18 protein-coding genes are annotated in these 22,205 nt (G+C 70.6%); 9 read left to right on the forward strand and 9 right to left on the reverse strand.

The window, feature by feature from the left end:
- Positions 1–6: 6 nt before the first annotated feature.
- Complete coding sequence (locus B9W62_RS13640) at positions 7–1,425, reverse strand: ATP-binding protein (RefSeq protein WP_087807440.1); 1,419 nt, start codon at positions 1,423–1,425, stop codon at positions 7–9.
- 307 nt (positions 1,426–1,732) lie between these two features.
- Between B9W62_RS13640 and B9W62_RS13645 the strand changes: the two genes are divergently transcribed.
- The 4 genes from B9W62_RS13645 to B9W62_RS13660 all read left to right on the forward strand — a co-directional run bounded on the left by B9W62_RS13645 (position 1,733) and on the right by B9W62_RS13660 (position 7,396).
- Positions 1,733–2,977 carry an NsdA family TPR-like regulatory protein gene (locus B9W62_RS13645; RefSeq protein WP_087807441.1) on the forward strand — a complete coding sequence of 415 codons (1,245 nt, stop codon included), beginning with the start codon at positions 1,733–1,735 and terminating at the stop codon, positions 2,975–2,977.
- A gap of 281 nt (positions 2,978–3,258) precedes the next feature.
- Positions 3,259–4,053 (forward strand): toll/interleukin-1 receptor domain-containing protein, encoded by a 795-nt coding sequence (locus B9W62_RS13650; RefSeq protein WP_087807442.1) that lies wholly within the window; start codon positions 3,259–3,261, stop codon positions 4,051–4,053.
- Complete coding sequence (locus B9W62_RS13655; protein WP_087807443.1) at positions 4,050–6,035, forward strand: hypothetical protein; 1,986 nt, start codon at positions 4,050–4,052, stop codon at positions 6,033–6,035. Before B9W62_RS13650 ends, B9W62_RS13655 begins: the two co-directional genes overlap by 4 nt.
- Positions 6,035–7,396, forward strand: coding sequence for a hypothetical protein (locus B9W62_RS13660; RefSeq protein ID WP_087807444.1), 1,362 nt, complete (start codon positions 6,035–6,037; stop codon positions 7,394–7,396). The genes B9W62_RS13655 and B9W62_RS13660 overlap by 1 nt, the downstream gene beginning before the upstream one ends.
- Positions 7,397–7,563: 167 nt before the next feature.
- On the opposite strand, the gene B9W62_RS13665 is transcribed toward B9W62_RS13660, so the two are convergent.
- Both B9W62_RS13665 and ychF read right to left on the reverse strand, forming a co-directional pair.
- Positions 7,564–9,183, reverse strand: coding sequence for an endonuclease NucS domain-containing protein (locus B9W62_RS13665; RefSeq protein WP_087807445.1), 1,620 nt, complete (start codon positions 9,181–9,183; stop codon positions 7,564–7,566).
- A gap of 353 nt (positions 9,184–9,536) precedes the next feature.
- On the reverse strand, positions 9,537–10,625 hold the full coding sequence (gene ychF, locus B9W62_RS13670) for a redox-regulated ATPase YchF (protein ID WP_087807446.1): 1,089 nt from the start codon (positions 10,623–10,625) through the stop codon (positions 9,537–9,539).
- 185 nt (positions 10,626–10,810) lie between these two features.
- Here ychF and B9W62_RS13675 point away from each other — a divergent pair, with 185 nt between their 5' ends.
- A complete protein-coding gene (locus B9W62_RS13675; protein ID WP_087807447.1) occupies positions 10,811–11,413 on the forward strand; it encodes a DUF6542 domain-containing protein in 603 nt (200 codons plus the stop codon).
- A gap of 266 nt (positions 11,414–11,679) precedes the next feature.
- On the opposite strand, the gene ppgK is transcribed toward B9W62_RS13675, so the two are convergent.
- Positions 11,680–12,420, reverse strand: coding sequence for a polyphosphate--glucose phosphotransferase (ppgK, locus tag B9W62_RS13680; protein WP_087807448.1), 741 nt, complete (start codon positions 12,418–12,420; stop codon positions 11,680–11,682).
- Between the two features lie 56 nt (positions 12,421–12,476).
- Positions 12,477–13,493 (reverse strand): 4-hydroxy-3-methylbut-2-enyl diphosphate reductase, encoded by a 1,017-nt coding sequence (locus B9W62_RS13685; protein WP_087807449.1) that lies wholly within the window; start codon positions 13,491–13,493, stop codon positions 12,477–12,479.
- A gap of 128 nt (positions 13,494–13,621) precedes the next feature.
- Between B9W62_RS13685 and B9W62_RS13690 the strand changes: the two genes are divergently transcribed.
- From B9W62_RS13690 to B9W62_RS13700, 3 genes are read left to right on the forward strand one after another with little or no spacing between them, the layout of a single operon-like run.
- Complete coding sequence (locus B9W62_RS13690; protein ID WP_087807450.1) at positions 13,622–15,004, forward strand: APC family permease; 1,383 nt, start codon at positions 13,622–13,624, stop codon at positions 15,002–15,004.
- Positions 15,005–15,059: 55 nt separating this feature from the next.
- Positions 15,060–16,268, forward strand: coding sequence for an exodeoxyribonuclease VII large subunit (xseA, locus tag B9W62_RS13695; RefSeq protein ID WP_087807451.1), 1,209 nt, complete (start codon positions 15,060–15,062; stop codon positions 16,266–16,268).
- Between the two features lie 9 nt (positions 16,269–16,277).
- Complete coding sequence (locus B9W62_RS13700) at positions 16,278–16,550, forward strand: exodeoxyribonuclease VII small subunit (protein WP_087807452.1); 273 nt, start codon at positions 16,278–16,280, stop codon at positions 16,548–16,550.
- 4 nt (positions 16,551–16,554) lie between these two features.
- Here B9W62_RS13700 and B9W62_RS13705 read toward each other — a convergent pair whose 3' ends face one another.
- From B9W62_RS13705 to B9W62_RS13725, 4 genes are all read right to left on the reverse strand, one after another.
- Positions 16,555–16,773 (reverse strand): DUF4287 domain-containing protein, encoded by a 219-nt coding sequence (locus tag B9W62_RS13705; protein WP_087807453.1) that lies wholly within the window; start codon positions 16,771–16,773, stop codon positions 16,555–16,557.
- Positions 16,774–16,875: 102 nt separating this feature from the next.
- Positions 16,876–18,429, reverse strand: coding sequence for a polysaccharide deacetylase family protein (locus tag B9W62_RS13710; RefSeq protein WP_087807454.1), 1,554 nt, complete (start codon positions 18,427–18,429; stop codon positions 16,876–16,878).
- 100 nt (positions 18,430–18,529) lie between these two features.
- Positions 18,530–19,993 carry a glycosyltransferase family 2 protein gene (locus B9W62_RS13720; protein WP_087807456.1) on the reverse strand — a complete coding sequence of 488 codons (1,464 nt, stop codon included), beginning with the start codon at positions 19,991–19,993 and terminating at the stop codon, positions 18,530–18,532.
- Positions 19,990–21,321: a nucleotide sugar dehydrogenase gene (locus tag B9W62_RS13725; protein ID WP_087807457.1), complete on the reverse strand. Its 1,332-nt coding sequence runs from the start codon at positions 21,319–21,321 to the stop codon at positions 19,990–19,992. Before B9W62_RS13725 ends, B9W62_RS13720 begins: the two co-directional genes overlap by 4 nt.
- A 215-nt stretch (positions 21,322–21,536) precedes the next feature.
- Here B9W62_RS13725 and B9W62_RS13730 point away from each other — a divergent pair, with 215 nt between their 5' ends.
- Positions 21,537–22,127: a malonic semialdehyde reductase gene (locus tag B9W62_RS13730; RefSeq protein ID WP_087807458.1), complete on the forward strand. Its 591-nt coding sequence runs from the start codon at positions 21,537–21,539 to the stop codon at positions 22,125–22,127.
- The last annotated feature ends 78 nt before the right edge of the window (positions 22,128–22,205 follow it).

Consider the following 22,205-nt stretch of genomic DNA (forward strand, 5'->3'; position numbering starts at 1 on the left):
CGCCGCTCACAACGTCCAGGCGGTGAGCAGGTCGCCGGGGCCGTACGCGGCGTCGAGACCCGGAGAGTCCACGCCGCTGCGCGAGACCGCCACCACCGGGACGGGCTCGTCGGTGAGAGCGGCCCGGTGCCGAAGAAGTGCTGCCAGGTCGTGCCGGTCGAAGGACGACCGCTCCAGCCACTTGATGGAACCGACGAAGAAGAGCTCCTTGGCGACGGGAGCACGGTCCGCCCCGACGACATCGATCTCGACGTCGTTGGTGCGGGTCCAGTAGCCGCCCACTGCGGGGGCCGCGGGTAGCCGGTCGTCGGGCAGTACGCGGACCAGCGCCTCGCGGATGAGCGGCTCGACCGCCCGGCCGCGCCAACTGGTCCAGCTCTCCCGGATCCGTGCCAAGGTCAGATCACCTCGTCCGCGCTCGATCTCCTCCATGGACGGGCCGAGCAAATGCAGCCAGAACCGCAGGTAAGGATCTGCCACCCGGTAGCGACGATCCTTGGACGGACGCAGCGACACGGGCAGCTCCGCCGCAATGACCCGCTTCTCGGCGAGCAGCTCCAGCGCTCGCTGAAGCGGTGTCGCCCCGATTCCGCCGGCGGCACGGGCGATGTTGGTGAAGGTCCGCTCACCACTGCCGATGGCCGCCAGCACCGTACGCGCCTGGGCCTGAGGCGGAAACTCGGCAGCCAGCGAGCGTTCGGCCGACACCAGCAGGGCCGAGACCGGATCGCTCAGCGCCTCCCCGAGGAAGTCCCACATCCCCGCTCCCGGTGGCCACTCCGCGCAGATCAGCGGCAGCCCGCCGGTGACCAGCGCGGCGTCGAAGGCTTCCGCCGGATCCAGGCCGAGCATCTGCCCCACCTCGGCAGGGTTGAGCGGCCCCAGCACCATCTCACGGCCGCGCTGGTGGAAGGGGCGTCCGTAGCTGTTCAGTGCCTCCATCATCGACAGATCGGAGCCGATGAGGACCAGCAGTACCGGCTTCGTCTCCAGTACCCGGTCCCAGGCCCGCTGCAGCACCCCCTCAAAGGCGCCGTCAGCATCCATCAGGTAGGGCACTTCGTCGATGACCAGCACGCTTGCCCGGTCGGCCGGCAGCGCAGCAGCCAGTACGTCGAACGCGGCGTCCCAGTTTTCCGGCCGCGCGGCGGCCACCAGTCCCGCCAAGGGCAGCGTCGATGCCTGGGCGTCCCGAGCCAGCCGTGCCAGATCGTCCTTGGCCGACGCGCCGGTCGCCGCGTAGAACAGGAACGGGACCCCGGAACGCTCCGCGAACCGCTCGACCAGCCGCGACTTACCCACCCGCCGCCGTCCACGCAGCATCACGCACCGCCCGGGCCGCTCGCCGTCGGCACCCCCGGCGACCTTCTGCAGTTCACGCTCAAGCGTCGCCAGTTCCTGCCGACGACCCACGAAATCGACCATGCCCTACAACCTCCACAGCACTAACGAAAATGTTAGTAACATTGACATTAGTGACCCACTCCCGCCCTGTCACCTCCGGCTCGCGGACCCGTCGAGAACCGAAGAAGGCAAAGAGGCAACGGGCAACCACGTCGAACCCCGATTCCGCGAGCGCCCCGCGTGTCAAACTCACTCTCGGACGCGAAGAGACACGGACCCGTCACGGCGGGTGTCCATCACGGTCTTCGCGTCGGCCAGTGAACGACGAACGAGAGTTCCTCACGAGGGCGCACGACCCTCGTGGTCGCTGTCCAGGTGGGGGTTGACGATGAATACAAGTCGACGTTTCGGTCCGGAGCTTCGCCGATTACGACTGGGCGCGAGGCTGTCCCTGACCGAGTTCTCCGTGGCGCTCAACTACGACAAGGGACACCTCAGCAAGGTGGAGCGCGGTGAGCGCTCCGCATCACCCGAACTGGCGCGGCGGTGTGACGCCTTCCTCGGCGCGAACGGCGAACTGCAGCGCCTCGCCATCCGCGCCGACACCGACTCGGAAAGCGGTGAATTCCATACCTCGCCGAGTCTCTCGAGCGTGGGGCGCCGGGCTGTCCTGGCAGCGGGTACCGGGTCGCTGGTCGACTTCGGCCTCAGGCGCAGCAGTGAAGCGTCCTTTGCTGCCGGGCCCCTCCTGCACTCCTTCCGAGCCCAGCTCGACCAGTTGCGAACCCTAGGCCAGTCCACCGCGCCGAAGGTCCTGCTCCCCCTGTTGGAGACGCAGACGCGCATGGTCGCCGGACTGGCCGCCGAGACTCAGTCCGCCACTCGGGCCCACGCGCTCCTGCTCGCCTCTCGGTTCGCGGAATTCACGGGCTGGATGGCCCAGGAGTCCGGGGACAGCCGCACGGCGCTCGTCCGGACAGGCGAGGCGGCGGAACTGGCGCGCGCCGGAGGAGATCCGTCCCTCGGTTCCTACGCACTCGTAAGGCGCGCTCTGGTTACGCTCTACAGCGGTGACGCCACAGGTACCGTGGCCCTGGCCCGCCGAGCCCAGAAGGACGGACTCCCGGCCCGCATCCGGGGACTCGCGGCCCAGCGAGAGGCGCAAGGACACGCACTCGCCGGCGAGGAAGGCGCCTGCCTCGGCAGCCTCGACAAGGCACGAGACCTCCTCTCTCGCGACGACGCCCCCGACAGCACCGAGCCCGTGATCGGTACCACTCACGTGACCGACCCGGCGGCCATGACAACCGGCTGGTGCCTGTACGACCTCGGCCGCCCCAGGGCTGCAGCCGAAGTCCTCGACCGGGAATGCCGCCGTCTCCCGCCTCACGCGCTGCGCACGCGTGCCCGGTACGGCTTCCGCAGGGCCTTGGCCCACGCAGCCTCGGGCGAGATCGAACACGCGTGCGCGATCGCCGGGGAACTGCTGGGGATGATGCCGGCCGTGCCGTCGGCGACGGTCGACAGTGACATCCGTCGCCTCGCGCGGGAACTCTCCCGATTCAGGAGCAGCAAGGCCGTGCGCGACCTGCAGCCGACGTTGGCACGAGTGACGGCTCGCACGCACGGCTGACACGGACCCTCCCCCCGACGCCGCCTCGTCCGCCCCGAAAATCGGGCGACCCCAGGGCGGCCCGCGGTACAGCTCTGACCCCGGCCGACGCGCTACACCACGCTCCCCGGCCCCTCGGACCGTTCGCAGCACCTGACGCGCGCGACGGTGCTCCACCCACACACTCCCGTGGACCCGCTATGCCGTCGCACGGTCAGGACTTCACGGTCCGGCCCGGCAAAGGTCACGAAGTCCTGGCGCCGTGCCGCTTCGACCGTCCTCCTCTCAGGAAGGGAACCTTCATGCCCGACGTCTTCGTCAACTACCGGACAGGCGATGAGGAGTCCGCAGCAACCATGATCGCCCGGGAACTGGCCCGGCGGTTCGGCCGCGAGCGGATCTTCTTCGCCAGCGACTCCATCGAGCCCGGACGCCGCTTCCCGGCGGAACTGATCAGGGCGGTGGAGGAATGCAGTGCCCTGCTCGCCGTGATCGGCCCGCGCTGGGCAGAGGTGCGGGGGGCCGACGGCCGTCCCGCCATCGAGGCCGAACAGGACTGGACACGTCGCGAGATCCGCACTGCGCTCGACCGGGGAATCCTCGTGTTTCCCGTCCTCGTAGGCAAGGCCACCCGGATCGACCCGGCCGTGCTCCCGCGGGACCTGCGGGAACTGGCGGAGTGTCAGTACAGGCGGTTCGACCACCGCAACGCCGAGGCGGACCTGGCCGCGCTCGGCGACGCCCTCGGCCGGCTGCTGCCCGAACTGGGCGACCTGGACCGCGATGCCCGTGCGACACGCGAGCGTTCGCAGGCGCAGCCCCGTAAGCAGACGTCCGGGAACGCCCAGCCCACCAGGATGCAGGCGCGGGACGTCGAGCAGCGCGTGCGCGGCGGCATCGGCAACCTCAACGGCGACCTGTCCGGGACCTTCGTCAACGAGCCGCAGGGCCCCGTGCACACCGGCCGGGGTCACCAGTACAACGCGCCCCACTTCGAAGGCGACAACACCGGGGTGCAGTTCACGGCTGGAGACAACAGCGGCACGGTCCATCAGCGCTTCGAGCCCAAGCGTCGGCGTTCGGACAACGGACGATGACCGAGCGGGACCATGTCACCGTCAACGACCCGAGCGGACCGGTGTACAGCGGCGGCGGGCACCAGTACGTCTTCTACGGCGGGCCGGACTGGATGATCCGCAGGGGAGTCGAGCCTCTCCGCATCGTCCGCGAGGACCGGGTGCGTCTGGCCGACCGGTTCGTCCGGCCCTCGGGCTACCGCGCCGCCGCCGAGCGCTTGGTGAAGCCCGGATCTGTGGTGCTGCTGGAGGCAAGGCCGGGCAGTGGCCGCCGCGCCGCGGCGATCATGCTGCTGCACGAACTCGGGAAGGACGGGGACACCATCGAGGAACCGGTCCGCTTCGACGAGCTTCCCGCCACGGACAAGGACAAGGACAGGGGTGAGGTCTCGTTCTCGCCTGCAGAGGGCGACCGCTACCTCCTCGACCTGTCCGGCATCTCCGGCGACGAGTCGTACGCCGAGGCCCAGCACCGTCTGGCCGTTTACCGGTCGCAGGTTCAGGAGGCGGACGCCCACATGGTCGTCGTCCTTCCTTGGGGCATGGCGCACGCCCCCGTGCCGGACCTGGAGCCGCACACGGTGCGGCTGGGCCGTCCTCGGGGGGTCGCCGTGGTCACCCGGTACCTCCGCATGGACGGAATGTCGTTCCGCTCCGGCGACCTGAGGAGTGCCGGCCTCCAGCGCCTGTTCGACCGCTCGCCCATGCGGGAACTGGCCCGGTTCGCGGGGCTGGTGAGGATCGCTCGCGACAGCGACCGATTCGGCACCGACATCACGGGATGGTGCGACCAGGCCATGCACGCGGTGGCCGACCGTGCGGCCGAGGTGCGTGAACAGATGGACACGGTTCGCACCACGGCCGAGCGTGCCCTGCTGATCACCACAGCGGTGTTCGAGGAGGCTCTCGCCGACACCGTCTACGAGGCGTGGCACGTGCTGCTGAGAACGGTGGGACATGAGGAGGACGGGAAAGCCACCGAATTCGAGCGAACCGACTTCGGAGCGAGCCTGGAGGCGCTGGGGATCGAGCGGGGCCCCGACGGCCGGATCCGCTTCGAGCGGCTGGCCTACGCCGATGCCGTGCGATCGTACTTCTGGACGAACTTCCCCGGGGTGCGCGACGACCTCAGGGACTGGATCGGCCAAGCCGCCGGCCTGCACGGCCTGACGACCGACGACCGGATGAACGTCGTTGTCCGCTTCTGTGAGGGCTCTCTCGCCGTCGCACGCCCCGATCACCTCTTCGATCTCGTGGCACGCTGGGCCGACCGCGCGGCCGGTGCGTCCTGTGACCCACTGGCCGTACGGGCCCTCGAACTCGGGCTCAGCCACGAGCGTTGTGGCGGATGGTTCCGCAAGCGGATGTACGACTGTGTGCGGTCAGGGCCCCTGTCGGACGGTCTCGCCCGCGTGCTCATCGCCGCCTGCGTCCAAAGCCTCGCATCGACCCACCCGGATCAGGCGCTGGTGCGCCTCCACCACCTCGCCCTGCGTAAGGGCCAAGTAGGGCTCGAAGCCGGGGAGGGACTTCTCGGCCTTGCGGGCCGTGACCGCCGCCTCTACCGGCTGCTGGTCGACCGCCTGCGAGACCGGACGCGCCAGGCTGAGCAGCCCCATCTCCGGCTGCTCACCGAGCTGATGACGAGCGGCCGGTCCCCCGATCCGCCGTCGTGGCCGGACCTGTTCCTGGGCTGGGAGGCGATCTTCTCCCAGCCGCCGACGACGCTGTGGAACCCGCTGGTGAGGAGCTGGCTGAACATCGCGGCGGCCGACAGGACGCGGGAGACGGCGCTGGACGTGATGGTCCGGGCGACGCACGGCCGTACAGCGGCTCTCCACCGTCTCTACGCCATCGCATGTGACTGGGCGAGCTCCGCGCGCCACCCGCCCCGGGCGGCCGTCGCCGCCGTCTTCTGGCAGCACATCGACGACGCACAGTACGCCCGCACGCAGAGCACGGAGCAGGCGGGCGCCGGACCACGAACCATGGAAGAGGCCTGATGAAACACCGCTTTCCCAGCCTGCTGTTCGTCGCTATGGGCGGCCTCGTACCGGCTGTACTCGGACATCTCCTGCACTGGTCAGCGTGGATGTGGGGCTTCATGTCCATGGTCGCCCTCTCGGGCTGCCTGTTGATGGTGATGACGGCCTCCGGCGACGACCGAGTGCCCGCCGGCCGGCACGATCCCGGGGGGCCCGAGCCACCCGCCGCGCCGGCGGAACCGCCGTACCGGGAGACGCGGGTGATCGACGCGGCACTGCCGAGTGCCACAGAAGGCTACGACTTCCTCTTCTCGGCCACCGTCTGGTGGCAGCCGCTCCCCGATCACGCCACCGACCGCTCGGACGGCGCATTCCCGGCACTCGCCGCGTCCTCGATCGTCAGCCGGGCCGTGCGGATCCTCCATCAGGAGGAGCCCGAGCGGGCGAGTTTCGCGCGGTACGTCCTCGAGGGCGAACTGGCCGTCGCGCTCCCCGACCGGAGCGGACGGGTAACCGCTCTCGCGGCCGATGTGACACTGACCCTTGCCCACGCCGACCGTGAACGTCTGCGCAAGCTCCAGGATCTCCGCAAGGATGAGGAGATCTGGGAGTACGAGCGCCGGCGCGAGCGCAGCATGCGGCACTACCTCGGAGACGACGTGCTCAAGAGCGCGGGCAGCGCGGTGGTGTGGTGGCTCGCCCGCCACGAGGACGAGATCGAGAAGGCGGTCGCCATGATTGGCCCACTCGCGCAGATCGCGGCAGCGGCCAACGACGAGGAGGTGCCCGAGCTCTTCCGCCACCTGCTCGTCCCGCCCGTAGGCGTGGGCAGCGAGACGACGTCAGGAAACCCGATGTGGAGCGGAGGCGACGGCTACGGAGGGGGAACATCCGACTTCGAGGACGAAGTAGGGGTCTCGGACCGGCTGGGCCTCCTGTTGGCGACCCTGGGCCTGAAGTCGGAGATGGACGAGTACACGGTATTCGTGCATCGCGTGGTACGGAGCCTGGAGGCCACCGGGCTGGAAGAGGCCGCCGAGGAAATCAGGCAGGCGTTCCTGACGCCGGCCCAGGGAGAAGAAGGGGTCGAGCATCCGGAGGCGGAGGCCTGGACCGACCGAGGGACCACGGGCCCCTGGGCGCCCGGCACGCGATCGGCTGACGACCCAGCGTCCACCGACGCGGCCGCGGAGCCTGAAGTCGAGACGGACACCAACGCGCCGGGGACGGGGGACAGCTCCCCACGCCCACAGGAACGAGGCTGGTGGGAGGCGCGCGATGACATCACACAAAGCCGGAACCTCTGGGACGACCCTCACGACACTCACCGGCCTGCCACGCCCCAGGAGCGGTCCGAGGACGACCAGGACGACAACTGATCCGGTAGCCCGTTCCTCGACGAGGCGCACCACAACAGCAGGACGGCCGCCGCCGGGGTCGAGTGCCGCAAGCGGACAGGCACCGTGTTCGCTGATTGAACGGCAGGAACGTCGACAGCCGCGCCCGCCGGGGAGGAAGGCCAGTCGCTGACTCGTTTCCGGCGGAGCTAAATAACATGAATGAAGGCGCGATACTCCCTGGCTACCAGCTCTACCTCACGAGAATGCTTGTTGAGGTACTGCGTGACGGAGATAATCTCTCCGTTCGCCGCTATGTCCGCACATGCCTGTGCGTATGCGGATGGGTTCGCGCGTGCGGAGTAGGCGCGAGCGCCCTGCGTGTGTCGCACCCATACACGACGCTCATCGACTGCAGATGTCTCGGCTTGGCCCGGGCCGATCTTCTCCAAGAGCACATATTGAAGCCCGAGAAGTTCCAGCAGCTCTCGGTCACGCTCCCACATGGTCCCCCCGTACATGTTGCTCATCAGGGCCAGAGAGTCCTGATGGACGAGCCGCACCGCCTCAGGGAGGGACATACCTCGACCGTTCCAGCACAAGGCGCCCCGCACTGAACTGTGCTGCCCCTCATCGGATACAGCTTCCCCCATGACCATAGGAAGGAACTCCTCCAATCGGCTCGGCCATCCATGGATGATCGCTTGCAGGAGGTTGCAGGGGTTGTAGATGTGCAGGCCAATGTCCCCGTATCCGACCTTCTCACTCGCCTCATCAAGCCAACCTGCAACCAGCGACTCCCACACCGGGTTGCCGGCCAGACTCTGTCGGATCTCTCTCCGGAACCCTCGCCAGCGGCTTGCTACCCGCGGGCTCGCCGACCCCGTGTAGAGAACCTGACCGTCACCTCGATCGTCCCCGGAGAGAAACCGAAATAGGTCTCGGTCTTCATAAGCTGCTGTGCCGTCGAAAGCTCCAGTGCCTCGGAAGCCTTGAATGGCCCAGTTGGGATCGTCAGCAAGGTTGGTCAGCAATCCCGGCCGAGCTCCTTCCATAGTCATGCCCGGTATCTCGCTGCGCGCCAGGCGGTTACAGATCGCGCAAAGGGCCAGATACTCGGCAGGATGCTCGGCGGCAAACGGTTCCGGACCGTCATAACCATTCAGAAGGTCCACCGATGCGCTTGCCTCATCGACGCGGCCTACCGCCAGGTAGAGGCCGAACGGGGCAGGGATCCCTTGCTTCTGCGCCACGCGGTCGAAGTCCGCCGCCAGTAGATCCAGCGCTCCGAGATCGGCGGCAACCTTGCTGATGAGGTTCCAGCCGTGCAACCGCTGTTCCTCTGCTTTGAAGAAGAACAGGTTGTGAATGGGGGTGATGCGGGGCTCGAAGGCTCGCGGCAGCAGTTGTACCCGCTCGGCAGCGATGGGATGACCACCATCATCCAGGAGGAGCCGGTAGCCACGAAGGTCATGGCTCCAGTCTCGCGCTGCGTTGCTGACGGCCGTCAGCAACTCCTCCCAGTCATCTGGCATTGCCACGATCACAGCTCGGATACGGTCAGATGCGAGATGCTTCTCCCGACAGAGGAGCTCGGCGTACTTGTTCACTTCATGCAGAGCCTGCCGCGCGCTGGACCGCGACCGCTTCAGCTCGACGACCACCCACATCTGGTGACGGTCTCGAGCCAAGATATCGATGCTGCCCTTGGTGCCGTGGGCATTGGGCAGGGGGTACTCCTTGAGTTGAACCGGCCGGAGGCCCGGCTCGATCAACTCCAAGTTACGTACGAGCGCTTCACGCAGCTCGTGTTCAAGTGGCGGCCGCATGATCGAAGGCAAAACCGTAGGGCCGACAACAGCCCTGCGGATGTGGTCGATTGGCGAGACTCCTACTCACGGCAGCAGGTCTTCCGGTGACGAGACGCAACCTGTCGCCCAGCTCGTCAGCAATGGAAGCGCCGGGCGGCTGATGTTCCACCTCGCCTTGACTATGGACTCAAGTCGAGACGCTCTGGGCCCGTAAGCGAGCTGATATGCATCGCATTATCGAGAAGTACGGCGCTCAGCCGTCAATCTGGCCAGCCAGGGCCGATGCGCTGACGACAGGGGTCGAGCTCAAGAGAGCTCGACCCCTGTTCTGCACGTCAAACGAAGTGCATCAACGTTCAGTAATCGCTCGATTACACGTTGAAGCGGAACTCCACCACGTCCCCGTCCTGCATGACGTAGTCCTTGCCCTCCATGCGGGCCTTGCCCTTGGCGCGGGCCTCTGCGACCGAGCCCGTTTCGACCAGGTCGTCGAAGGAGATGACCTCCGCCTTGATGAAGCCCTTCTGGAAGTCGGTGTGGATGACACCGGCGGCCTCGGGGGCGGTGGCGCCCTTCTTGATGGTCCAGGCGCGGGATTCCTTGGGGCCGGCCGTCAGGTAGGTCTGCAGGCCGAGGGTGCGGAAGCCGACGTGGGCGAGGGTGGCGAGGCCGGGCTCCTCCTGGCCCACGGACTGGAGGAGCTCCAGGGCCTCGTCCTCGTCCAGCTCGGCGAGGTCCGCCTCCAGCTTGGCGTTGAGGAAGATCGCCTCGGCGGGGGCGACCAGGGCGCGCTGCTCGTCCTTGAAGTCGTCGTCGGTCAGCTCGTCCTCGTCGACGTTGAAGACGTAGAGGAAGGGCTTGGTCGTGAGGAGGTGGAGGTCGTGGAGGAGCTCCGCGCGCTCGGTGCCCTGGAGGATGCCCTGGGAGAAGAGGGTGTCGCCCTTCTCCAGGATCTCCTTGGCCTCCTCCACGGCCTTGACCTTGGGAGCGATGTCCTTCTTGATGCGCGACTCCTTCTGGAGGCGCGGGAGGACCTTCTCGATGGTCTGGAGGTCGGCGAGGATCAGCTCGGTGTTGATCGTCTCGATGTCGTCCTTCGGCGAGACCTTGCCGTCGACGTGCACGACGTTCTCGTCCTTGAAGGCGCGGATGACCTGGCAGATCGCGTCGGACTCACGGATGTTGGCCAGGAACTTGTTGCCCAGGCCCTCGCCCTCGCTCGCGCCGCGCACGATGCCCGCGATGTCGACGAAGTCGACCGTCGCCGGGAGGATCTTCTCGGAGGAGAAGATCCCGGCCAGCTTCGCCAGGCGGGGGTCGGGGACGCCGACCACGCCGACGTTGGGCTCGATCGTGGCGAACGGGTAGTTGGCCGCGAGCACGTCGTTCTTGGTCAGGGCGTTGAACAGGGTCGACTTGCCGACATTCGGCAGACCGACGATTCCGATCGTGAGCGACACGTTGCGACTTCCCGTACGTGAGATGCGGAGGAGCGGGTGGGATGGGGCGGGCCACGCATGGGCCGATCCACCAGTCTACGGGGTGTGCCGTACCGGACCCGCGCGGAGTCGAACGCTTGGCCAAGACACGCCCGGCGGCGTGTCTGTCGGCCTATTCGGCACATAAACCGACCTAAGTTGGTCCAGTGGAGCAACACAGGACGCGACCTGCCCAGTACGGACCGCGACGAAGCGGGGCGCCGCTGCCCGCCCAGGGGCGGGGCGGTGCCGCCGCCGCGCGGCCGCCGGTGGGCCGGGGGGCCGGGCGGCCGGTGGGACGGCCCGCGCAGCCGGTGCGCCCGGCTCCGGGGGCGGGTTCACCGGTGGCCCGGGTCGTGCGTGCCCTGCGGGGGATGCCCAATCCGCGGTTGACCGGGCTCGGCAGCGGTCTCTTCTGCGCTGCCGTGATGACCCTGCTGGGCTTCCTCGACGACCTGCTCTTCGGCGCGTCCCTGACCGTGTACGGGGTGCTGTTCGTGCCGGTGAGCCTGCTCACCGCGCTGTGGGTGCGCCGGGGCGACCTGCTGACCGCACCCGTCGTCGTGCCGATCGCCTTCGCCGTGGGCCTGGTGCCCGTGGCGGAGAGCGGGGACGGAATCGGCGGGCGGCTGATGGGGCTGGTCACCGCGCTGGCCACCGAGGCCGGGTGGCTGTACGGCGGGACGCTGGTCGCCGGGTCGGCCGTGATCGTCCGCCGGATCCGGTTGGTACGGCGACGGGCCGCCGCCCGCAACCGGCCCCCGGCCTGACCGGCCCCCGTCCGGAGTAGCCCCTGTCTGGAGTGGCCCCTGTCCGGACCAGCCGCATGCCTCACTGGCCTGCCCCTGTCCGGACCGGCCGCCTGCCTGACCCGGGCATCCTGTTCGGACCCGGACCCGGACCCAGACCCGGCCTGCCCGGCCTCTGTTCGGACCCGGCCGCATGCCTGACCAGCCGACCAGCCCCTGTTCCGACCGGGCCCCGGCCCGACCACCCCGCTCGGCCCGCTCCCGCTAGGACGGACGCCCGCCCCCGCTCAGCCCGCCGCGCGCATCGCCGCTCCCACGATTCCCGCGTTGTTCTGGAGCTGGGCGGGGACGATCTCCGCGCGGATGCCCTCGATGTGGGGCAGGAACTTCTGGGACTTGCGGCTGACGCCGCCGCCGATGATGAACAGCTCGGGCGAGAACAGCATCTCGACGTGTGCGAGGTACTTCTGGACGCGGTGGGCCCAGTGCTCCCAGGACATGTCGTGGTCGTCCTTGACCTTGCTGGAGGCCCGCTTCTCCGCGTCGTGGCCCTCCAGCTCCAGATGGCCCAGCTCGGTGTTGGGGACCAGGACCCCGTCGGTGAACACCGCGCTGCCGATGCCGGTGCCGAAGGTGAGCAGGATGACCGTGCCCTTGCGGCCGCGCCCGGCGCCGAAGTGCATCTCGGCGACGCCGGCCGCGTCCGCGTCGTTGACCACCGTCACGTCGAGCCCGCCCAGCCGCTCGCTGAACAGGGCGCGCGCGTCGGTGTCGACCCAGCTCTTGTCGACGTTGGCCGCGGTGCGCACCGTCGCGCCGCCCGTCACCACGCCCGGGAAGGTGAGCCCGACCGGGCCGGTCCAGCCGAAGTGCTCGACGACCTCCTTGACCCCGTCGGCCACGCCGTCGGGGGTTGCCGGGTGCGGGGTCAGCACCTTGCAGCGCTCCTGGGCCAGGTCGCCCCTGTCGAGGTCCACAGGGGCGCCCTTGATCCCGGATCCGCCGATGTCCACGCCGAAGATCTGCATGGCCCTACGTTACGACGGACGACTGACAGTCACCCAGGCGGTGCCCCGGTCGGTGGTCAGTCCCCCGCCGTCCCCGAGCCGCCCCGCTCCGCCACCAGGGAGGCCGCTTCTTCGCGCAGGTCGCGGCGCAGCTCCTTGGGCAGCGAGAAGGTGATCGACTCCTCGGCGGCCTTGACGATCTCCACGTCCTCGAAGCCGCGCCGCGAGAGCCACTCCAGGACCTGCTCGACCAGGACGTCGGGGACGGAGGCACCGGAGGTGACACCGACCGTGGTGACGCCGTCCAGCCAGGACTCGTCGATCTCGTCGGCGAAGTCCACCAGGTACGCCGCGCGGGAGCCGGCCTGCTTGGCGACCTCGACGAGGCGCTTGGAGTTGGAGGAGTTGCGCGAGCCGACGACGATCACCAGCTCGGCCTCGGCGCCCATCTGCTTCACCGCGAGCTGGCGGTTCTGCGTGGCGTAGCAGATGTCGTCGCTCGGCGGGGAGATGAGCTGCGGGAACTTGTCCTGGAGCGCGTCGACGGTCTCCATCGTCTCGTCGACGGAGAGCGTGGTCTGGGAGAGCCAGACGACCTTCGACGGGTCGCGGACCTCGACCTTCGCGACGTCCTCGGGGCCGTCGACGAGCTGGATGTGGTCGGGGGCCTCGCCGGAGGTGCCGATGACCTCCTCGTGGCCCTCGTGGCCGATCAGCAGGATGTCGTAGTCGTCGTTCGCGAAGCGGACGGCTTCCTTGTGGACCTTGGTGACGAGCGGGCAGGTGGCGTCGATGGTGGCGAGCTTCCCGCGCTCGGCCTCCTCGTGGACGACGGGGGCCACGCCGTGCGCGGAGAACATCACGATGTTCCCCGGGGGGACCTCTTCCGTCCGCTCGACGAAGACGGCGCCCTTCTTCTCCAGGGTCTGCACGACGTACTTGTTGTGGACGATCTCGTGCCGGACGTACACCGGAGCCCCGTACTGCTCCAGGGCTTTCTCGACGGCGATCACGGCGCGGTCCACACCCGCGCAGTAGCCACGGGGGGCGGCGAGCAGGACACGGCGGCCAGGCGAAGCAGTCATGGCACCCATCGTAAGGCCGCGTTCGGCGGGTCAGAGATCGCGTGGGTACGGCGTTGCCGGGGAGACTGGCGGGAACGTTCCGATGCGTGGCCCGAGGCGGAAACCCGGGCGGGAACCGAAGTACTGGCGGAGGCACGATGTCGCAGGCGGATACGACGGCCCCGGGGGCCGGTGGTGAGCACCAGCTCAGGCGCACTCTGGGCTTCAGGGACCTGGTCGTCTACGGCCTGCTGTTCATCGCGCCGATGGCGCCGGTCGGCGTGTTCGGCACGCTGGACGCCAAGTCGCACGGTGCGGTGGCGCTGGTGTACCTCGTCGCCACGGTCGCGATGGCGTTCACCGCATTCAGCTACGCGCAGATGGTGCGGGTGGTCCCCCAGGCTGGCTCGGTGTTCGCCTACGCGCGCGCGGGGCTCGGCAACGGGGCCGGGTTCGTCGCCGGGTGGATGGCGATGCTGGACTACATCCTCATCCCGGCGGTGGCGTACCTGTTCTCCGGCATCGCGATGGAGGCGCTGGTTCCCGAGGTGTCGCGGTGGGTGTGGACGGCGATCGCGGTGGTCGTCACGACGCTGCTGAACCTGTGGGGGGTGCGGACGGCGGCCCGGGTGGGTTTCCTGGTGCTCGCCATGGAGATCGTCGTCCTGCTCGTCTTCGTGGCGACCGCGATCGTGGTGCTGGCGCAGGACGGGGCGGAGCGCGACTGGCTGTCGCCGCTGTCGGGGGACGGCACCCAGGGGGCGTTCGCGCTGTCGGCGGTGGTCGGGGCGGTGTCGGTGGCGGTGCTCTCGTATCTGGGCTTCGACGCGATCGCCACGTTCGCCGAGGAGGTCACCGGCGGTTCGGCGAAGGTCGCGCGGGCGCTGCTGTTCTGCCTGGCGCTGGCGGGTGTGCTGTTCGTGGCGCAGACGTACCTGGTGGCGCTGCTGGAGCCGGTGTCGTCGGCGCAGCTGGCGGCGGAGCCGGAGCGGCAGGGCTCGGCGTTCTACGACGCGGTGGACGCGTCGGTGGGCACCTGGCTGCACGATCTGGTGGCGGTGAGCAAGGCGATCGGCGCGGCGTTCGCGGCGCTGGCCGGGCAGGCGGCGGCCGGGCGGCTGCTGTTCGCGATGGGCCGGGACCGGCGGCTGCCGGGGGTGCTGTCGCGGACGGACGCCGGGGTGCCGCGGGTGGCCCTGCTGGTGTCGGCGGTGATCACGATGGCGGCGGCGGTGTGGGCGGCGCGCCGGGACGACGGTCTCGACCACCTGGTCTCGGTGGTCGACGTCGGCGCGCTGACCGCGTTCACGCTGCTGCACGCGAGCGTGGTGGGCTGGTTCGTGGTGCGGCGCCGCGGGGACACCCTCAGCTGGTGGCGGCACTTGGTGGTGCCGGTGCTGGGCGCGGCGATCACGGTCGCGGTGATCGTGGAGGCGTCGGGGACGGCCCAGGTGGTCGGCGCGATCTGGCTGGCGGTGGGTCTGGTGGTGCTGGCGGTGCAGTGGAGGGGGCGGAGGGACACGGACCGGGCGGGCGCGTGAGGGGGGACGGACGCGAAGGGCCGGATTGTCGGACCCGGCCGTTACGCTCGGGCGCATGGCTGCCAACTCGACTCCCGAAAGCCCGCTGCCCGTGGGCGAGGTGTCCCGGCTGATCGGGGGCTGGATCGACCGGCTCGGCGCGGTCTGGGTCGAGGGGCAGATCACCCAGCTGTCGCGCCGGCCGGGCGCGGGTGTGGTCTTCCTGACGCTGCGCGACCCGTCGTACGACATCTCGGTGAGCGTGACCTGTTACCGGCAGGTGTTCGACGCCGTGGCGGACGTGGTCGGCGAGGGCGCGCGGGTGGTCGTGCACGCCAAGCCGGAGTGGTACGCGCCGCGGGGGCAGCTGTCGCTGCGGGCCGCCGAGATCAAGCCGGTGGGCGTCGGTGAGCTGCTGGCGCGGCTGGAGCAGCTGAAGAAGGCGCTCGCGCGCGAGGGGCTGTTCGCGGCCGAGCGGAAGAAGCCGCTGCCGTTCCTGCCGCAGCTGATCGGCCTGGTGTGCGGGCGGGCCTCGGCCGCCGAGCGGGACGTCCTGGAGAACGCCCGGCACCGCTGGCCGGCCGTCCGCTTCGAGGTGCGCAACGTCCCGGTGCAGGGCGTGCACGCGGTGCCGCAGGTGGTGCAGGCGGTGAAGGAGCTGGATGCGCTGGACGACGTGGACGTCATCGTCGTCGCGCGGGGCGGCGGCAGCGTGGAGGACCTGCTGCCGTTCTCCGACGAGCAGCTGGTGCGGGCGGTGGCGGCCTGCCGTACGCCGGTCGTCTCGGCGATCGGCCACGAGCCGGACAGCCCGCTGCTCGACCTGGTCGCCGACCTGCGCGCCTCCACACCGACCGACGCGGCGAAGAAGGTCGTACCGGACGTCGGCGAGGAGTACGAGCGGGTGCGGCTGCTGCGGGACCGCGCCCGGCGGTGCGTGGCGGCGTTCGTCGACCGCGAGGAGCGCGGGCTGGCCCACGCGCTGGCCCGGCCGTCGATACAGGACCCGCACCGGATGATCGAGGAGCGGGCCGAGCAGGTGACGGCGCTGCTGGAGCGTGGCCGCCGCTCGCTGCGGCACCACCTCGACCGGGCCGACTCCGAGCTGACGCACACGCACGCGCGCGTGGTGGCCCTCTCCCCCGCCGCGACCCTCAAGCGCGGGTACGCGGTGCTCCAGCGGGCCGACGGCCACGCCGTCCGCGACCCCGGCGAGGTGGAGCCCGGCGAGACGCTGCGCGCTCGGGTCTCCGAGGGCGATTTCTCCGTACGAGTCGACGCATAGGGTGGGTGGATGACCAGCGAGGTGGAGCAGCCGACGGCGATGTCCGAGGCGCTCGGTTACGAGCAGGCGCGGGACGAGCTGATCGAGGTGGTCCGGCGCCTGGAGGCCGGCGGTACGACGCTGGAGGAGTCCCTGGCCCTGTGGGAGCGGGGCGAGGAGCTGGCGAAGGTCTGCCGCCGCCGGCTGGACGGCGCGCGGGCCCGCCTGGACGCGGCGCTGGCCGAGGAGGAGGCGGGCGCCGAGGACGCCGCCGCCGCGGGCGGCGACACCCCGGGGGCCTGACCGGCTAGGCGTCCTTCGCCGTGTCCTCGGCCAGGGTGTGCGCGACGAGCGCGTTGGCGTGTCCGTGGCCCAGGCCGTGCTCGGTCTTGAGCCAGGCGACGAGTTCCATGTGCTTGGTGAGTGGCGAGGTACGGATGAGGTCCTTCCACTCCTCGACCGGACGGCCGTACTTCTTCTCGATGGACGGGAAGTAACTGGCCGGGCCCTTCACGGTGGCGGTCATGTCGATGCGCTCCCTGGGACGACGTACGAGTGGCGATGTGCTCCTGCATCCTGTCGACCGCGGCCGGCGCGGAAAGTGATCGCGGAACGCCTGTGAGGCACGTCACTCCACCTGCAACGAGGTGAAGCGGGGCCACTGCCGCTCGGGCCCGTCGTTGCGCACGTTGAGGGAGAAGCCCCCGGCGCCCTCCGCGACCCGCCACCGACCCGCGCGGAACGCCGTGCAGGTCTTGCCGTCGACGCTCACCCGCACCTGCCGCGGGGTCACCAAGACGGCGATCCGGTGGGTGGCGGAGGGGTCGAGCCGGCAGCTGCGCCGGTCGCCGGTTCCCGCCGGGCCGTCCGTGGTGAGGCTCGCCGTGTGGTGGCCGACGGAGAGCGACACGGGATGGTCGCTGCCCGCCCCCACGGTGATGCCCACGCCGTTGGAGGTGCCGTGCAGGCCGCCGACGGTGGCGCGCAGGCGGTAGTCGGTCCAGTCGGCGGTGGCCAGCGGGCGGTAGTCGGCCGAGACGTACGCGGTGCCGTCCGGGGGACGGCTGTCGCCGGTGAGCATCCCGGGCCCGGCCTGCTCGGAGGCACCGGTCGTCTGCCAGTGCGCCGGGTGGGACAGCGGCCGGCCGGCGTCCCGCGGCGCCACCGGGTCCCAGCGGGCCAGTTCGCGCAGCAGACCGGCCGCGGTGGTGTCCCGCGTGACCTCGAGGCGCTGCACCTCTCCGACGGCGGCCGCCCGCGGCCCGGCCGGCGACGGACGCGCCGCGCTGTTGGTGAGGGTGGCGGTGAACCGCTGCCGCAGCGCGGACCGCAGGGCCTCGGCGTCGCGCGCGCCCAGGTTGGACTCGTCCAGCCGTTCCGAGAAGGGGTAGGCGAAGAGCCGCGGTCGGGGCAGGCCGTGCCGCACGAGGGTGCGGGCCGACCGGTCCAGGTCCGCGGCGATCCGGCGCCGGTACTCGTCGGGGGTCTCGGCGCGCCCCTCGTCCGCCAGCCACCGCCGGTTGGTGAACACCGACCGCTCGTGTCCGGCGGCGTCCACCGCCGCGCGTTCGTGGCTGAGGTGGGTGTGGGCCTGGAAGTCCCAGCGTCCGGAACGCGCCATCCGTTCGATCTCGGGCCAGGAGAGGTAGTACGGCCGGTGGGTCCCCACCTGCCCGGTGATCAGATAGGCGGCGGCCTTCATCCCGTACCTGGCCAGGACCGGGTCGGCGTGCGTCCACAGTCCGTGCGTGCCGTCGTCGAAGGTGAGGTAGACGGTGCGCGGCTGCGGGGTGCGGGCGGTGCGCAGGAAGTCGGTGAACTCCCGGGTGGACAGCGTCCGGTAGCCGGCGTCGCGCAGAGCGCGCAGCTGGGCGTCGAAGTGCTCCAGGGAGACGGTGTAGCGGCTGCGGTCGTCGGGGCCGATGTCGTGGTAGGCGAGGACGACCGGCGCGCTCCCGGCGGGCGGCGTCGCCTTGGCGTCCGCGCCGGCGCCAGAGTCGCCGCCGGGCAGGGGCGGCGCGGTCTGTTCGGCCACCGCGCGCCGGAGGGCGTCGTACTGCCAGGCGACGGTGAAGGGCAGGGCCACGACGGCCGCCGTGAGCAGTCCGAGGGCGGCGCGCAGGAGGGGGCGTACGTCCCGGCTCCGACGGGGCAGGGTCGCAGGGCAGTCGTCGCTCTTCACATCCACCGTCCCCGGGTGACGACGAACAGGTACACCAGGGCGATGACGGCGCAGGTGAGGCCGACGGCGAGCGAGCGGCCCAGCCCGCGCAGCAGGACTCTCATGCGGCACTCCTCGACCAGACGCCGCGGCGCAGCGTGAGCAGGGCGTACGGCAGCAGCCAGGCCAGTACGCAGCAGGACAGCAGACTCATCAGGGGGCGGCAGCGCCAGGCCCGGTCACCCGGGTGGTCGAGCCGGTAGGCGAGGCCCCAGACGCAGCCCTTGAGGACGACCCCGCCCAGGTACAGCAGGGTCAGCAAGCCCGCCAGGTGCAGCGGGGCCCACAGCAGGTGCCGTACGACCAGGGCCGGTGCGGCGATCACCCACAGGGCGTGCCCGTAGTACAGGGCGGCGGCGGCCGGGCCGCGGCGCCACATGAAGCCGCCGGTGAAGAAGAGGTTCCTGATGAAGCTCTTCTTCCAGCGGATCTGCTGGCGCAGGAAGGAGCCGGGCCGGGACGGCACCCGGGTCCACACGCGGGCGGACCGGGTGTAGCCGACCTCCCAGCGCAGTTCGGGATAGTCGTGCGCGCGGACGAAGGGGGAGTCGGCGTGCCGGTCCTTGAGCGCGCGGCCGTGCCAGGCCTGGCCCAGGACGTAGCCGGTGAGCTGGCGATCGGTGGCGAAGCGGAAGGGGGCGCCCAGGAAGCGGTCCTCGGCCCAGGCGGGCAGGTAGTTGTAGATCGCCTCGCGGCGGAAGGCGGCGAGCGGCCCGGAGACGCAGGTGACCGCGCCGAAGGCGGCCTCGGCGGCCTTGCTGATCCGGAACTGCCCCTCGTACCAGATGTCCTGGACCCGTGCCAGCAGACCGGCGTCGGTGTTGAGCGCCCGGCAGTGTCCGCTGACGGCGCCCAGCTCCGGGTGCCGGACCAGGGCGGTGACGCAGTGCCGTACGGCGTCCGGCGCGACGACGCAGTCGGAGTCGGTGAACAGCAGCACGTCCCCGTCGGCGACGGCGCAGGCGCGGACCAGCGCGCCCTTCTTGCCGAGGTTCTGCTCCAGCCGGATCAGGGTGAGCGGCAGTTCCTCGGCGAGGCGTTCCAGTACGGCGGGTGTGCCGTCGTCGGAGGCGTCGTCGACCACGACGAGCTGGAGGTCGGGGTAGTCCACGGCGGCCATGGAACGCACGCAGGCCTCGATGTGCGCGCGTTCGTTGCGCACGGCCAGCAGGAAGCTCACCCGGGGCTGTGCGGGCAGGGCCGGGAAGGCCTCGGCGTCGCGCGGGCGGCTGCGCAGCGGGCGTACGGCCGGGTCGTCGTAGCGGCTGTAGGCGAGGTGGAGGAGGCAGACGGTGCCGGCCAGGACGGCCAGGCCGTACAGCGCGAGCGGGTCGAAGGCGTGCGGCAGGCGCACCGCGCCGCGGGCCAGCAGCAGGAGCAGGGGCAGCAGGGCGAGGAGGGTGAGCAGCCGTACGACGTCGCGGCGGACGCCGGGGTGCAGGGTCTCGAGGCGGGCGCCGAGGCGCCGGCGGGCGGCGGAGCGGGGCGGGACGGCCGGGCCGTGGCCGGGGCGCAGGACGGTCATGCGGTGGCCTCCGCCGCGGGCGGGACGCCGGTACCGGCCCGCGCCGCCGCCTTGGTGAGCGGGCCGCGCTGGCGGGTGTCCAGGACGGGCGGGGCGCCGGCGGCGCACAGCCACGTCAGGTCGTGCACGGGATGGACGGTGTGCAGGACGACCAGGTCCCAGGGGCGGGTGTGCGGGTCGGGTACGTGGTGCAGCGCGTCCGCGCCGACGTGGAGCGAGGGCACCAGGGGGTCGCAGTACGCGACGTGCGCGCCGGCCTCGGCGAGCCCGGCGAGGATCTCCAGGGCGGGGCTCTCCCGGACGTCGGCCACGCCCTCCTTGTAGGCGACGCCGATCAGCAGGACGCGGGCGTCGCGCGCGGGGACGCCGGAGTCGGCGAGCAGGTCGAGGGCGCGTTCGGTGATCCGTGCGGGCCGGCGGCTGTTGGCCGCGAGAGCGGTGGCGACCAGCGGCGCCTGTTGCCGGGCCTTGGCCAGCTGCCAGAGCAGGTAGTGCGGGTCGCACGGGATGCAGTGACCGCCGACACCGGGACCCGGGTAGAAGGGCATGAAGCCGTACGGTTTGGTCGCCGCGGCCTCGATCACCGGGACCGGTGCCAGACCGAGGGACTGGCAGGCGTCGGCGAGTTCGTTGGCCAGGGCGATGTTGACGGCGCGGTAGGTGTTCTCCCAGAGCTTGGCCATCTCGGCGGTCTCGGGGTCGGGCACCGTGCGGACGACGGAGGCCGTCGGGGCCAGCAGGTCCGCGGCGGCGCGACTGCTGCGCGGTCCGGCGCCGCCGACCAGGCGCGGGGTGCGTTCGGGGGTGTGGCGTTCGTTGCCGGGGTCGATCCGCTCGGGGGCGAAGGCGACGTAGACGTCCTCGTCGGCGGTGAGACCGCGGGCCCGCAGCGGTTCGACCAGCAGGTCGCGGGTGGTGCCGACGTAGCTGGTGGAGGTGAGCACGATCAGCTGGCCGGGCACGGCGTGCTCCACCACCGAGGCGCAGGCGGAGGACAGCGCGGTGAGGTCGGGCCGGCGCCGGGCGTCGACGGGGGTGGGCACACAGATGACCACGGCGTCGGCGTCGCGCACCGCCGTGGCGTCCGGGGTGAGCCGGAAGCGGTCGCCGGCCGAGGCGCAGGCGAGCTGCGCGTGGTGCAGCGGGAGCAGGTCCACGGCTCCGCGTGCGATGTCCCGCAGCCGGTCCGGGCTGCTGTCGACGCCGATGACGGTGGCGCCCGCGTCGGAGAGGGCGAGTGCGGTGGGGAGTCCCACGTAGCCGAGTCCCACGACCGCGACGGTTGGTCCGGATGCATCAATGCCGGAGCTGGCTGACTTGAATTTCACATCGTCATATAGACGCGCCGCGCGGAAACCGCGCCCTATCGACACACGCGCCGCCGCACACGCCAGGGCCCCGTCACCCGGGCGGACGTGTGAAGCGGATCACCGCAATCCCGTTTTGGTTGAAGTTTGAACTTCTTTGCCGTAGTGTCGTCAGCGCCAAGGGCTCCCGGTCCCACGCCGCGCGGAGCCGACGCACCCCCGGAGAAAGATCACGCATGTCTCTCGTTCTTGACCCCGCCGCCCAGGACCTGCTGTTCCGCGAGGCCCGCACGGCGAACACCTTCACCGACGAGCCGGTGACCGACGAGCAGGTGCAGGCGATCTACGACCTGGTCAAGTACGGCCCGACCGCCTTCAACCAGTCACCGCTGCGCATCACGCTGGTCCGCTCCCCCGAGGCCCGCGAGCGTCTGGTCGCGCACATGGCCGAGGGCAACCGGCCCAAGACCGCCACCGCCCCGCTGGTCGCGATCCTGTCCGCGGACAACGAGTTCCACGAGGAGCTGCCCGAGCTCTTCCCGCACTTCCCCGCCGCGAAGGACGCCTTCTTCAGCGAGCGCCCGGTCCGCGAGGGCGCGGCCACCCTGAACGCCGCCCTCCAGGCCGCCTACTTCATCGTCGGCGTCCGCGCCGCGGGTCTGGCCGCCGGACCGATGACCGGCCTCGACTTCGAGGGCGTGCGCAAGGAGTTCCTGGACGACGACCACACCCCGCTGATGGTCGTCAACATCGGCCGTCCGGGCCCGGACGCCTGGTTCCCGCGCTCCCCGCGCCTGGCCTACGACCAGGTCGTCACCACGGTCTGAGGCACGCGGCACCGCACGCGCGACGAAGCCCCCGGCATCCCGCCGGGGGCTTCGCCATGACCTGTGAGGGCGGCGGGC

This window comes from Streptomyces sp. CS113 (assembly GCF_002188365.1).
GTDB lineage: Bacteria > Actinomycetota > Actinomycetes > Streptomycetales > Streptomycetaceae > Streptomyces > Streptomyces tendae.